Source organism: Paraburkholderia strydomiana (assembly GCF_046030495.1).
Taxonomy (GTDB): domain Bacteria; phylum Pseudomonadota; class Gammaproteobacteria; order Burkholderiales; family Burkholderiaceae; genus Paraburkholderia; species Paraburkholderia strydomiana_A.
Genome location: NZ_JAQQCJ010000001.1, coordinates 144,267 through 156,614, shown reverse-complemented (window position 1 = coordinate 156,614; position 12,348 = coordinate 144,267). Strand labels below are relative to the sequence as shown.

12 protein-coding genes are annotated in these 12,348 nt (G+C 64.8%); 6 read left to right on the top strand and 6 right to left on the bottom strand.

The annotated features are described in order from the left end of the window. Positions 1-31: 31 nt before the first annotated feature. From PQQ53_RS00755 to PQQ53_RS00735, 5 genes are all read right to left on the bottom strand, one after another. Entirely contained in the window at positions 32-1,102 is a 1,071-nt protein-coding gene (locus tag PQQ53_RS00755; protein ID WP_408323084.1) for a homocysteine S-methyltransferase family protein, read from the bottom strand. A 308-nt stretch (positions 1,103-1,410) separates the two neighbouring features. Beyond that, positions 1,411-1,668, bottom strand: coding sequence for a BTH_I0359 family protein (locus tag PQQ53_RS00750; RefSeq protein ID WP_007179533.1), 258 nt, complete (start codon positions 1,666-1,668; stop codon positions 1,411-1,413). Positions 1,669-1,787: 119 nt separating this feature from the next. Further along, on the bottom strand, positions 1,788-2,576 hold the full coding sequence (locus PQQ53_RS00745) for an alpha/beta fold hydrolase (RefSeq protein ID WP_408157462.1): 789 nt from the start codon (positions 2,574-2,576) through the stop codon (positions 1,788-1,790). Between the two features lie 189 nt (positions 2,577-2,765). Continuing rightward, on the bottom strand, positions 2,766-4,100 hold the full coding sequence (locus PQQ53_RS00740; RefSeq protein ID WP_408323083.1) for a DUF3108 domain-containing protein: 1,335 nt from the start codon (positions 4,098-4,100) through the stop codon (positions 2,766-2,768). A 297-nt stretch (positions 4,101-4,397) separates the two neighbouring features. Further along, on the bottom strand, positions 4,398-5,294 hold the full coding sequence (locus PQQ53_RS00735) for an IclR family transcriptional regulator (protein ID WP_408323082.1): 897 nt from the start codon (positions 5,292-5,294) through the stop codon (positions 4,398-4,400). Positions 5,295-5,524: 230 nt separating this feature from the next. Between PQQ53_RS00735 and PQQ53_RS00730 the strand changes: the two genes are divergently transcribed. The 6 genes from PQQ53_RS00730 (at position 5,525) to rfaE2 (ending at position 12,003) form a co-directional block, all read left to right on the top strand. Then, positions 5,525-6,508: a fumarylacetoacetate hydrolase family protein gene (locus PQQ53_RS00730; RefSeq protein ID WP_408323081.1), complete on the top strand. Its 984-nt coding sequence runs from the start codon at positions 5,525-5,527 to the stop codon at positions 6,506-6,508. 248 nt (positions 6,509-6,756) lie between these two features. After that, positions 6,757-8,001 (top strand): ABC transporter substrate-binding protein, encoded by a 1,245-nt coding sequence (locus PQQ53_RS00725; RefSeq protein WP_408157432.1) that lies wholly within the window; start codon positions 6,757-6,759, stop codon positions 7,999-8,001. A 78-nt stretch (positions 8,002-8,079) separates the two neighbouring features. Then, positions 8,080-9,024 carry an enoyl-CoA hydratase/isomerase family protein gene (locus PQQ53_RS00720; RefSeq protein ID WP_408323080.1) on the top strand — a complete coding sequence of 315 codons (945 nt, stop codon included), beginning with the start codon at positions 8,080-8,082 and terminating at the stop codon, positions 9,022-9,024. A gap of 82 nt (positions 9,025-9,106) precedes the next feature. Continuing rightward, positions 9,107-9,910, top strand: a complete 804-nt coding sequence (locus PQQ53_RS00715) for a PhaM family polyhydroxyalkanoate granule multifunctional regulatory protein (protein ID WP_408323079.1) — start codon at positions 9,107-9,109, stop codon at positions 9,908-9,910. 574 nt (positions 9,911-10,484) lie between these two features. Then, entirely contained in the window at positions 10,485-11,357 is an 873-nt protein-coding gene (locus tag PQQ53_RS00710) for a ferritin family protein (protein WP_121316394.1), read from the top strand. Positions 11,358-11,520: 163 nt separating this feature from the next. After that, positions 11,521-12,003, top strand: coding sequence for a D-glycero-beta-D-manno-heptose 1-phosphate adenylyltransferase (gene rfaE2, locus PQQ53_RS00705; RefSeq protein WP_408150335.1), 483 nt, complete (start codon positions 11,521-11,523; stop codon positions 12,001-12,003). An 89-nt stretch (positions 12,004-12,092) separates the two neighbouring features. Here rfaE2 and PQQ53_RS00700 read toward each other — a convergent pair whose 3' ends face one another. Continuing rightward, the gene (locus PQQ53_RS00700) at positions 12,093-12,332 is read right to left on the bottom strand and encodes a hypothetical protein (RefSeq protein WP_408150333.1); all 240 of its coding nucleotides are present in this window, start codon (positions 12,330-12,332) and stop codon (positions 12,093-12,095) included. Between the last annotated feature and the right edge of the window lie 16 nt (positions 12,333-12,348).

Here is a 12,348-nt window from a genome sequence, read left to right as displayed (position 1 = left end):
GGAGCGGCGGCCCGAACTCGGGCCGCCGGGCTCAGGCGGCGTCGCGATACTGGGTCGGCCACTGGCGCGGCTTCACTTCGGCGAGCGCCTGGGCAATCGCCGCGATGTGCTCCGGCGTCGTGCCGCAGCAGCCGCCCGCGATGTTCACGAGACCGGCCTGGGCGAACTCCTTGAGCAGGCCGGAGGTATCCGCGGGCAATTCGTCGAAGCCGGTGTCGCTCATCGGATTCGGCAAACCGGCGTTCGGATAGCACGACACGTAAGTGTCACAAAGCTTCGCCAGTTCGGCGATGTACGGGCGCATCAGCGCCGCGCCCAGCGCGCAGTTCAGACCGAACGTAAGCGGCTTCGCGTGACGCAGCGAGTTCCAGAACGCCTCGACGGTTTGCCCCGACAGAATACGCCCCGACGCGTCCGTGACGGTGCCGGAGATCATGATCGGCAGACGCTCGCCCGTGTCTTCGAACAGCTCGTCGAGCGCGAACAGCGCGGCTTTGGCATTGAGCGTGTCGAAGATCGTTTCGACGAGGAACAGGTCCACGCCGCCGTCGAGCAGCGCCTTGGCCTGCTCGTAGTAGGCGGTGCGCAGTTCGTCGAAGGTCACGTTGCGTGCGCCCGGATCGTTCACGTCAGGGGAAATGCTCGCGGTCTTCGGCGTCGGTCCGATGGCGCCCGCGACGAAGCGTGGCTTGTCCGGCGTCGAATACTTGTCGCACGCGGCGCGCGCCAGTTTTGCCGACTCGAGATTCATCTCGATGGCCAGCGCTTCCATGCCGTAGTCCGCCTGCGCCACCGTGGTCGCGCCGAACGTGTTGGTTTCGACGATGTCGGCGCCCGCCGCCAGATACTGCTCATGAATCTCGGCGATGATCTGCGGCTGCGTGATCGACAGCAACTCGTTGTTGCCCTTGATGTCGCGCCCGTAGTCCCTGAAGCGCTCACCGCGATAGCGGGCTTCGTCGAGCTTGTAGCGCTGGATCATCGTGCCCATTGCGCCGTCCAGGATCAGGATGCGCGATTTGAGCAGCGCGGGGAGCGCCGTGCCGCGCGTGTAGGCGGGCTCGGAACGGACTGGCGTGGCGGTTTGAGCAGGCTGGTTCATGGCGGATGAGGGCTTGCGCCGGCTTTTTCGGGAAACCTGTCATTGTAGCCGCTGCCGGGCGGATGCGCCCGGCGCGGGTGAAGCCACGCCCGGGCGTGCGGGGCAAGGCAGTGAGCCAAAGATAATGCGAGAAGCGGTACGGGGACAAACCGTTGGCGAGGCCAAAGCGCGCTGCCAAGAAAACGGCCCAGCGAGGCAAAAGCCTGCTGGGCCGTTTTACGAGTGCTGACCGCCTTATAAAGGCCGCCGGCCGGGCCGGACGGCGCGGTCAATCCATGTCGCCAAAGAGATTGAAGCGAATCCCGCGGTTAGTGAAGGATCACCGGTTGGTGCATCAGGCTGTCGAACTGGCCGAGAAATTCGTCGACCTCGTCCAGAGACGGTTCCTCTTCGATCAACTTCTGCACGTGCTCGCGAAAGCGCGCCGCCATTGCACCGTCGATGTAGATTTCGCGCTGCATGTTTTTATCGACGATCTCGTAGCCACCCGACTTCATGGCCAGAGGACCTTCCTGCGGCGGAAACTCGACGACACAATAGTTGGGGCTGTTGTAGATCATTTGCATGGCGACACTCCTTATTTCCGTTGGCTCCTGGCCGTTTCTGCACCATACGTGGAGCGTATGTGGTGGAATTCAAGGGGTGGGTCCGGATGTGACGCTTGCCCAGCGTCCGAACCTACCGGTTAGACCGGCCTTTCAAGAAACGTTTCAAGCAGTGCAGCAAAACGGTGAGATTGCTCGATGGGCGCGAGATGAGCGGCGTCGAGGAGTTCGAACTGTGCGCCTTCGATGGCGTCTGCTATTGCACGCGTAGCAGCAGGCGGCGTGCCTGAGTCGTGGTGGCCCGCCACGGTCAAGGTTGGACAACGAATGCTTCCCAGCTTACTGCTTACGTCGAAATCGCGCAGCGCTTCGCATGCCATGGCGTAGCCTTCTGGCAACGTATGGGCGAGCACGTCGCGAATCTGCTCTACCGCTTCGGGGTGCGCGGCCTGAAAGCCGGGTGTGAGCCAGCGGCTCAAAGTCGTGGGCACCAGCGCCGCGACGCCGTCGCTGCGCGCTGCATGGGCGCGTTGATCCCAGACGGCGCGGTTCTCCGGCAACGTGCCGGCCGTGCTGTCGGCGATCGTCAAGGTGTCGACGCGTGAAGGGTGGTTCAGCGCGAATTGCTGCGCGATCATGCCGCCCATCGACATGCCGACCAGATGAGTCGTCGGGGCACCCAGCGCATCGAGCAGCGCGGCGAGATCGTTTGAAAGATCGTCGACGCTGAACGGCTTGCCGGATACCGCCGTCTCGCCGTGGCCGCGCACGTCGTAGCGCAGCACGGTGTAGTCGTCGCGGAAATAGCCGGCAAGCTGGTCCCAGACGGACAGATCGCCCCCCAGTTGGTGGATGAACGTCAGCCACGGGCCGCCGCCCTCGTTGCTCAGCACATAGCGCGTTTCGATTCCGTTGATGTTCACTTGCATGCGGGCTCCTTGAAGGGAACGCAGTGGAAGGTCCGTTCGTCCGTTTGCACGCGTCGTGTTCCGCCCCCGCGATTTGGGGCTGATCCATATACGCAGCGCACGCGCGAACGGTTGCAGCAACTGGTGCGAGTCGGCGTCGTCGTGGAAGTTCGGCGATCCGGTCGAGACCCTGTTCAGGTTGTGGGGATGTCAGGGTTTGACGTTGCCCGGGGCGGTCGGATCGACCGGTGCGGCGGGCGCGGGTTCGGGCGTAAGTGCCGATGCGTCGGCGGGCGAGGTGGTTGAATTGTCAGGCGAGGGCGAGGGCGAGGGCGAGGGCGACGGCGACGGCGACGGCGACGGCGAGGGCGAAGCGGCCGCGCCGCCGTCATTGCCGCTACCGCCGGTCGATCCCGCATCGTCGAGCGAGAGCTTGCCGCGCCACACCAGTTCGAATTGCGTGCCGTTCGGTTCTGTTTGAACGATGCGCGCGGGCAGCCAGCCGAGCGACGGCGCGAGCCACACGTCGATGCGTCGCATGTCGCCGTCATGACGCGGCAAGCGTTTGAAATGCCGCGTGTCGAGGTAGCCTTCGGCCGTGCGAATGGTCTCGTCGCCGATCGTTTCGACCGGCCAGTTCTCGCCGCTGTCGTTATCGACGACGAAGAACTGCCGGGTCACACCGGGCTTATACGCGGACGGGTCGCCGCGTACGAGGCTCGCAAGCTGCATCACCATGCTGAAACGGTCCTGCGCGCCGTCGGCCAGCGGCAGCGTGGCCGGTGTGCGCGTGAAGCCGATCTTTTTATCGGTGCGGTTGAAGATGGCGATGTCTTCCGCCCGATGGCCGCGCTTTTCGCTGTACTGATCGGGCGCGAGACCGAACGCATCGAGGCGGCCACGGCTCGAATAGACAAACGGGCCGACGAACGGCAGCGGCACGGACACGATCATCTCGTAGCCTTGCGCGTTGCTGGTCCAGTGGATCGTGCCGGGCTGATTGCGCACGCCGTTGTAGAACGTGTCGTACTGTAATTCGGCGGATGGCGGGACCGAAAACTTCACCCCAGGCGCCGCTTGAGGCGCGCTGGCCGCAGCGGGTGTGCTGGCTGTGTCTGCGGCATTTGCGGCGGCATCGGCGTGGGCATTGGGACTCGCCGCCGCGGCCGGCGCGCTTGCCGCCACGTCCGACGCAGCCGCGGCTGGCGGCGTAGCTTGCGTTGCCGGCTGCAGGGCGGTCAGCACGTGTTCGCGCGGTGGACTCGCCGCGGCCTTATGGGCGGGCGCCGGGGCGGGCACGGGTGGCGCGGCCGGCGCGGGTTTGCGCTCGATGCGCTCGGGCGTCAGCAGCGCGACCTGCACCGGCACGTTCTCGTGATCGGTTGGATTGAGCGTCGCGCGGTTGCGTTCGAACCACTGCGCGGCAATCCAGTGCAGAACGGCCACCACGGCCAGCACCGCAAGCCATCGCCACGCGCGCGACCCGCCGCGCCGCCCGTTGGGCGGCAGGCGATTGACGCGGCGTGTGGCGGGAGCTGAGGCCATCGGCGATTGAATGTGGGTGGATGGAATGGGTCGGGATGGATGCGGGCGCTGCGGGGCGCACGGGTGTCGGCTGACGCGCGAAAGGCGTTCACTGCGACGTGCGCACGCACGGCAAGCGGCGAACGGATTCGACCGCGCAGCCGCGCATGATGTTCCGCGACGGCGAAAACACGCCGGGGCCCTATGCGTGCGACGCGGCCCGCCGTGTCCATCATGGCGGCAGCGTCGACCATGCCCGCAACCCCATACCGCCGACATCGAATCAAACTGCCGACGACCGCAACCCCACCCGGCCCCTCAATTTTCGTGACGTGGCGCGGCACTATACCCTAGCTCGTACGAGAGCTTTTGCGCGCATTCACGCAGCGCCGTATCGATCTCGCCGCCCCAGCGGATATCGAACCCGCCTTCCTGGCCGAGCGTGACGAGGCCGAGCGCGAGTTCGCCGGTCGAGTCGAACACCGGCATGCAGAACGCGTGGATAGTCGGCAGCAACATGCCTTCCACGCGCGCCGCCTGATGCTCGCGGACCTGAGCCAGCACCTTGTCGACTTCCTCGCGCGTGCCCGGCCCGCCCATCTGCGACGAGCGGCGCGAATCGGCGAGTTCGCGCTCGAGCATCGCGGCGGTTTTGCTCGCCGGCAGATAGGCGGCGAACAGCAGGCCGGTGGCGGAACTGAGCAGCGGCATCACGTCGCCGAGTTTCAGCGACGCCTTGGCCGGATGGCTCGACTCCATCCAGTGAACCATGGTCGGCCCCTGATTGCCCCACACGGCGATGCCGACCGTCAGATCGAGCCGGTCGCGCAACTCGGCGAGCGCGATTCGCGCGAGCTTGACGCCGTCCACGCGCGCAAGCCGCGCAAGACCCAGTTGCAACGCGAAACCGCCGAGTTCGTAGCGGCCCGACAGCGGGTCTTGCGCGACGACGCCGAGGCGCAGAAAACTCACCAGATAACGATGCGCCTTCGCCGGGCTCATGCCGGCGCGCTGCGCGAGATCGCGCAGCATCATCGCGCGCGGTTCGCGAGTCAGCACGTCAAGCAGGCGAAAGCCGACTTCAATCGACTGGATGCCCGAGCGCAGTTTCTCCTCGCCGGCCTCGATGCTTTCGTCGTCGGCTTCGGAGGCGTCGAGCGGGTCAGCTGAGGCGGTGTCGGTGCGGATCGCGCCCGAGCGGGTGGTTGGAGGCATGAGCGGGGCGCATCGAGCGCGTTCAAAAGATGATGGAAAGAAATGAGTGGCGGCACATTGGATAGCGGCGTTCGCGCGCAGTCGTGGTCGCCCGTCAACGCACCGGTATCGTGCAGGGCAACCGGCAGCCAGCAGCGCCCCTTGCCCCGGCACTCCCCGGCCACTTGGGTCACGCCGATTCACCATCGTAGAATAGATTCCCTCCATCGTCACTACCACGGTTCACTCCTATGAAACTTGCCACGCTGAAGGACGGCACGCGCGACGGCCAACTGATCGCCGTGTCCCGCGACCTGCACACCGCGGCCATTGCCGATGCGATCGCGCCCACCATGCAGCGCGTGCTCGACGACTGGTCCTTCTATGCGCCGCAACTGCACGAGTTGTACGACGCGCTCAATCAGGGCCGCGCGCGCAACAGCTTTTCCTTCGACGCCAGGGAATGCATGGCGCCGCTGCCGCGTGCGTTCCAGTGGGCCGACGGCTCGTCGTACGTGAATCACGTCGAACTCGTGCGACGCGCGCGCGGCGCGGACATGCCGCCGGAATTCTGGACCGATCCGCTGATGTACCAGGGCGGCAGCGACGACTTCATCGGCCCGAAAGACGACGTGGTGTGCGCCTCGGAGGCGTTCGGCATCGACTTCGAAGCGGAAGTCGCCGTGATCACCGCCGACGTGCCGATGGGCGTCACGCCCGACCAGGCGCTCAGAAGCGTGCGCCTGATCACGCTCGTCAACGACGTGTCGCTGCGCAATCTGATTCCTGCCGAACTCGCGAAGGGCTTCGGCTTTTTCCAGAGCAAGCCCGCCACGTCGTTCGCGCCGGTCGCGGTCACGCCCGACGAACTCGGAGAACACTGGCGCGAAGGCCGCGTGCACCGGCCGATGATCGTCCACTGGAACGGCAAGAAGGTCGGCCAGCCGGACGCAGGCACCGACATGGTGTTTCACTTCGGCCAATTGATCGCGCACGCCGCGAAAACGCGCAACCTGCGCGCCGGAGCGATCGTGGGTTCGGGCACGGTGTCGAACAAGGACGCGAAGCGCGGCTATTGCTGTATCGCCGAGAAGCGCTGCCTCGAAACCATCGAGCACGGCGCGCCGCAAACCGAGTTCATGAAATACGGCGATACCGTGAAGATCGAAATGTTCGACGAAGCGGGCAAGTCCATTTTCGGTTCGATCGATCAAGGCATCGCGCCGCTGGATTGAAGCCTGGCGGCGGGGCGAAATGCGCAACCGCGTTCGCGCCAACCTTGCGCAGACGAAAGGGTTTCGCCCGATGCCGCCGCCACGGCGCGCGGCTACACTGACTGGCGCGGCGGCAAGGCCGGGGTGGCGGGCCGCCGGTTCATCGCAAGTCGTGCAGTGAAAACAATGGCGCAAAAAGCCGCGCCCGACGGCGCGGGCGCAGCGCATCGGCAGTCCATCAAAACGAAAAACCGACGTGAGGAGACAGCATGCCGCGATTGGAATCCCTTGAGCCTGGAAGCCGGCGCGCTCGCGCGTCGAACGTGAGTGCATGCATGCGCGCGAGCCATGCGCGCAACCGTTTCGTGCGCCGCGCCGCCGCGCTAGGCACGGTACTCGCCGGCGCGTTGCCCGCGCTGGCGATCGCGCAGGTCAAGATCGGCCTCGTGCTGTCGCTCACCGGCCCGGCTGCGTCGCTCGGCATTCCCGCACGCGACACCGTCGCGCTGCTGCCCAAACAGATCGGCGGACAGACAGTCGAATACATCGTGCTCGACGACGCGTCCGACACGACCCAGGCCGTGCAGGACACCAAGAAGCTGATCTCCGAAAATCGCGTCGACGCGATCATCGGTTCGTCGATCACACCGAACTCGCTGGCGATGATCGACGTGGTCGCCGCAGGTGAAACGCCGATGATCTCGCTCGCGTCGTCGGCGAAAATCATCGAGCCCGTCGACGCGAAACGCCACTGGGTATTCAAGACCCCGCAGACCGACGCGATGATGGCCTCGGCCATCGCCGAACACGCGAGCACGCACGGCGTCAAAACCATCGCATTCATCGGCCAGGCGGACGCGCTCGGCGAGACCTTCTATGCCGAAGTCGCGAAGTTCGCGCAACTGCATCACATCGGCATGGTGGCGAGCGAGCGCTTCAATCGCACCGATCCGAGCGTGACCGGCCAGGTCCTTAAGATCATCGCGACCCATCCCGATGCGGTGGTGGTCGGCGCGGCCGGCACGCCCGCCGCATTGCCGCCCAAGACGCTGCGTGAACGCGGCTACAAAGGCCTGATCTATCACAATCACGGCGTCGGCAATAACGACTTCCTGCGCGTCTGCGGCGCCGACTGCAACGGCACGTTCCTGCCCGCGAGCCCGGTGCTGGTCGCGGCGCAACTGCCGGCGGATCATCCGGCAAAACGCCTCGCGCTCGACTATATCGCGCGCTTCGAGGCGTTGCGCGGACCGGGCAGCGTGTCGGCGTTCGGCTCGTACACGTGGGACGCGGGCGCGTTGCTCGACCACGCCGTGCCGATCGCGCTGAAGGCGGGCGCGCCGGGCACGCCGGAATTTCGCCGCGCGCTGCGCGATGCGCTCGAAGCGACGCACGGCCTCGCGGACACCAACGGCGTGGTCAACATGAGCGCCACCGATCATCTCGGGCTCGATCAGCGCGCGCGCGTGATGGTCGAAATCAGGAACGCTAAATGGGTTTATCAGCCGCGTTGACGTTGCGGCGCCTGCCGCCGCATTTGCCGTTCGCGCGGCCCCGGTTCAACAGACACAGCGACATACGGATTGCTCATCATGTCTCAGGCACCACACAGTAACGGCCACAGCAACGACGCGTACTACGCGCACTATCAGTCGCTGCAGTTGCATCGCCATCCGCACGGCGTGCTCGAAGTCGTGATGAGCGGCGAGGGCGCGAACAAAAGCGGACTCGCCACGGCCAACGCGCGAATGCACTTCGAACTCGCCGAGATCTGGCGCGACATCGACCGCGATCCCGACACGCGCGTCGCGATCATTCGCGGCGAGGGCAAGGGCTTTTCGGCCGGCGGCGATCTGCAACTCGTGGAAGAGATGGCGACCGATTTCGACGTGCGCGCGCGGGTGTGGCGCGAGGCGCGCGATCTCGTCTATAACGTGATCAATTGCAGCAAGCCGGTCGTGTCGGCGATGCATGGTCCGGCGGTCGGCGCGGGACTCGTGGCGGGCCTGCTCGCCGATATCTCGATCGCGGCGAAGACCGCGCGCATCATCGACGGTCATACGCGCCTCGGCGTCGCCGCCGGCGATCACGCGGCGATCGTCTGGCCGCTTCTGTGCGGCATGGCGAAGGCCAAGTACTACCTGATGCTGTGCGAACCGGTGAGCGGCGAAGAGGCGGAGCGCATCGGCCTCGTGTCGCTCGCCGTCGATGAAAACGATCTGCTGCCCAAGGCGTTCGAAGTCGCGCAGAAACTCGCGAACGGCTCCCAGACGGCGATTCGCTGGACCAAGTATGCGTTGAACAACTGGCTGCGCTCGGCGGGCCCCGCGTTCGATACGTCGCTCGCGCTGGAATTCATGGGTTTTGCCGGGCCGGACGTGCGCGAGGGCGTGAACTCGCTGCGTGAGCGCCGCGCGCCTGATTTCGGCGCAAGCGATCCGTGGCGCGGCCAGCCGCAGGCGCCGTCGGATAACCGCGCGAATCAAGGCACCAATGACAGCGCGAACAACGGCGCAGCGGGCAACGAGCGGTCCTGAGGCCGTGCTTCGCACGGTATGATCGGATCGCATACGCGCGAATCGCGCTCATCCCTTCCCCCAATGCATCGAGGCGACAAGCATGACCGACACGACTGATTCCACGCCGCCCTTTCCCGGCTTTCCTGGGTTCCCGCCCGCTGAAATGCTCGATCGCATGTGGGGCATGATGCGGCTCTCGCCGTTCGGCTCCGCGCTCACCGGCGCGCAACCGGGCGGCAGCCTCGGGCCGTCGCTGTCGATGATGTCCGACATGATGGCGCCGCTCACCAACGTCGAAGAACTCGACAAGCGCATCACCGATATGCGCGCCGTCGAGCAATGGCTGAAGCTGAATCTGAGCATGCTGCAGTCCGCGATTCAGGCGCTCGAAGTGCAGCGCGCGACGCTCGCGACACTGCGTGCGTTTGGTGCGTTCGCGCAGTCGTCGATGGCGCAGCCGGCCGCGGCGTCCGCCGCGCCGAGCCCCGCGCCGGCGAGCGGCTGGCCGCATCCGGCGGCCCCTGCGCCGACACCGGCCGCGCCGAGCGCCGCGCCATCGGACAGTGCGGCTGCCGCAGGCAACGCGGAAGAGGACACCCCCGCCACGCCGCCGTTCGACGCGTCGGCCTGGTGGAATCTGCTGCAATCGCAGTTCGACCAGATCGCCCAGTTCGCGATGACGCAACCGGCAGCCACCGCAGCCGCGGCAAGCGGGGCAGCGAGGGACGCCAAAAAGGATGCGGCGAAGTCGTCGGCGGCGCGCGGCGCGGCGGCTCACGCCTCGGCATCGCAGCAAGCCGGAACGCCCGCGAAGAAGCGGCCGGCGGCAAAGCGTGCGTCGACCTCCGCAAAACGCGCGGGCAGCACGGGCGCGAGTGGTTCGACCGCGAAAAAGTCTATTTAAAGGCAGGAACGAAAGACGGCGGCGCGCGTGTCGCGCCGCCGCGCCAAAATCTCGAGGCCGGCCCGACCCAAAACGACAAATTCGCCGCCTGTCATGCTTTTGCCGCCGATTACCAGGCACACTGCGCCGATTGCGGGCTTTTTGCTACAGGTCAAGCGGGCACCGGAATTGCGGGCCTTATGATGCGAAATCGGTAAAGTCCGCGTGCTATCATTGTGTAAGCTTCATTTGGCTTTTGGGCGTGCGTTGACAAGAACCAATTCAGCCGCCCTCGCTTCATTTGCCGCCGGTGCGACCGGCGCAGGGCTGGACGGTGCGGTTTTCATCGCAAACTGGCTCGACCTCAGGCATAGGGTATCCCTCACCCACGGTTGGCCGCACAGCGCGTAACTTACGGGTTAACGCTGGCGCAAAACGCCCGCACTTCTTTTGCTGCCAGGTGCATCTAGGCAGCCGATTACCGCGTAAAATTGAATGCTTGGCCGACAAACGGTGTATTTCGTTCGTCGTGAGCGAAAGTGCTACACGTAGTAGTTACAGACACAGACAGTATGCGCAGAACAGGGGTGGGACTATGAACACCATGCTTTATCCGGAACTTTATAAATCGCTCGAATCCGTTCGATGGGACATGGAAAAAGACATTCCCTGGGACAAGTTCGATGCATCGCTATTGACCGACGAGCAGGCCGCGACGATCAAGATGAACGCGATCACCGAATGGTCGGCGTTGCCCGCCACGGAAATGTTTCTGCGTGACAACCATCACGACAGCGATTTCTCCGCGTTCATGAGCGTGTGGTTCTTCGAAGAACAGAAGCATTCGCTGGTGCTGATGGAATATCTGCGCCGCTTCAAACCGGAAATGTGCCCGACCGAAGAAGAACTGCACGCCGTGCGCTTCGAATTCGATCCGGCGCCGCCGCTCGAAACGCTGATGCTGCACTTCTGCGGCGAAATCCGCCTGAATCATTGGTATCGCCGTGCAGCCGAATGGCACACCGAGCCGGTCATCAAGCAGATCTACGAAACCATTTCGCGCGACGAAGCGCGTCATGGCGGCGCGTATCTGCGCTACATGAAGAAGGCGATGGTGCAAACCGGCGACATCGCACGCGCTGCATTCGCGAAGATCGGTGTCCTGATGGCTTCGGCGCGCCGCACGGAAAAGCCGCTGCACCCCACGAACCTGCACGTGAATCAGGCGCTGTTCCCGCGCGACACGATTCAATCGCGTCTGCCGGATCCGGAATGGCTCGAGCGCTGGCTCGACGAACAGATCCGTTTCGACGACGGCTGGGAAAAGAAAGTGGTCGAGCGTATTTTGCATAATCTGTCGCTGCTGTTCGAGCGCACGTTCACCACGGCGCAGGAATTGAACCGCTATCGCAAGGAAGTGGTCGCGCGCTTGCAGGCGGAGCAGAAGTCGGCTGAACAACCGGCGTGACGAGGTGATCAGGTTTCGCGGATTCAGGCGCGCTTTAGTGCCTAAGCCGCGAGCCGGTTTGACGGTTTCAGGAACGGCCCGACAGGCGTGAGCTTGTCGGGCCGTTTTGCTTCAGCGCGTGCACCGTGTATCGTGACGGCATTTTTCTCTCTCCGACTTTGTCATGGCTGCTATTTTCGAACGCAAGATTCTGACGCGCGATGCACTGGTGAAGCTGCGTCCTTCGTTGAGCGCGCCGCTCGTGTTCACCAACGGGGTGTTCGACATCCTGCATCGCGGGCACGTGACCTATCTCGCCGATGCGAAGGCGTTGGGCGCGTGCCTCGTCGTCGGTGTGAATAGCGATGCGTCGGTGCGCATGCTCGGCAAAGGCGATGACCGGCCGATCAACAACGAAGCCGACCGCATGGCGTTGCTGGCGGCGCTGGAGAGCGTCGACTACGTGGTGTGCTTCGGCGAGAAGACGCCGGTGGAACTGATCACGGCGTTGCGGCCGGACGTGCTGGTCAAGGGCGGCGACTACGATATGGATGTGTTGCCGGAGTCGTCGATCGTGCGAGGCTGGGGCGGCAAGGCGTTGGCGATTCCTTTCGAGCACGATCGCTCGACCACCGCACTTCTGAAGAAGGTCCGCACGCAAGGTTGAACGGTGTTGCGCTGAAGGTTACGCAGCGCGTTCGCGTTCATAAGAAACCGCAATTGCCGCGCTGTGGTCGTGCTTTCGCCTGAAGCTTTTTACTGCGGCAACGTCGATGCCGCAACCGGCGCCGACGGCGCCGGACCGCCGACGACCGGCTGATCGGCGGCCTCGGTAGCGGTGATCGGCTGCACTTTCAGCCAGTCCGGATGCACCTGGCGATTCAGATGATTGGGCTCGCGGCCGCCAGCCGTGGGCGCCGGGCCGAATACGCCGCGCACCGCGACGAATGCCAGAATGTTGGCAAGAAGCAAGATGGCGATCGGCCAGCGGAGCATTGTGGATGGTCCCGTC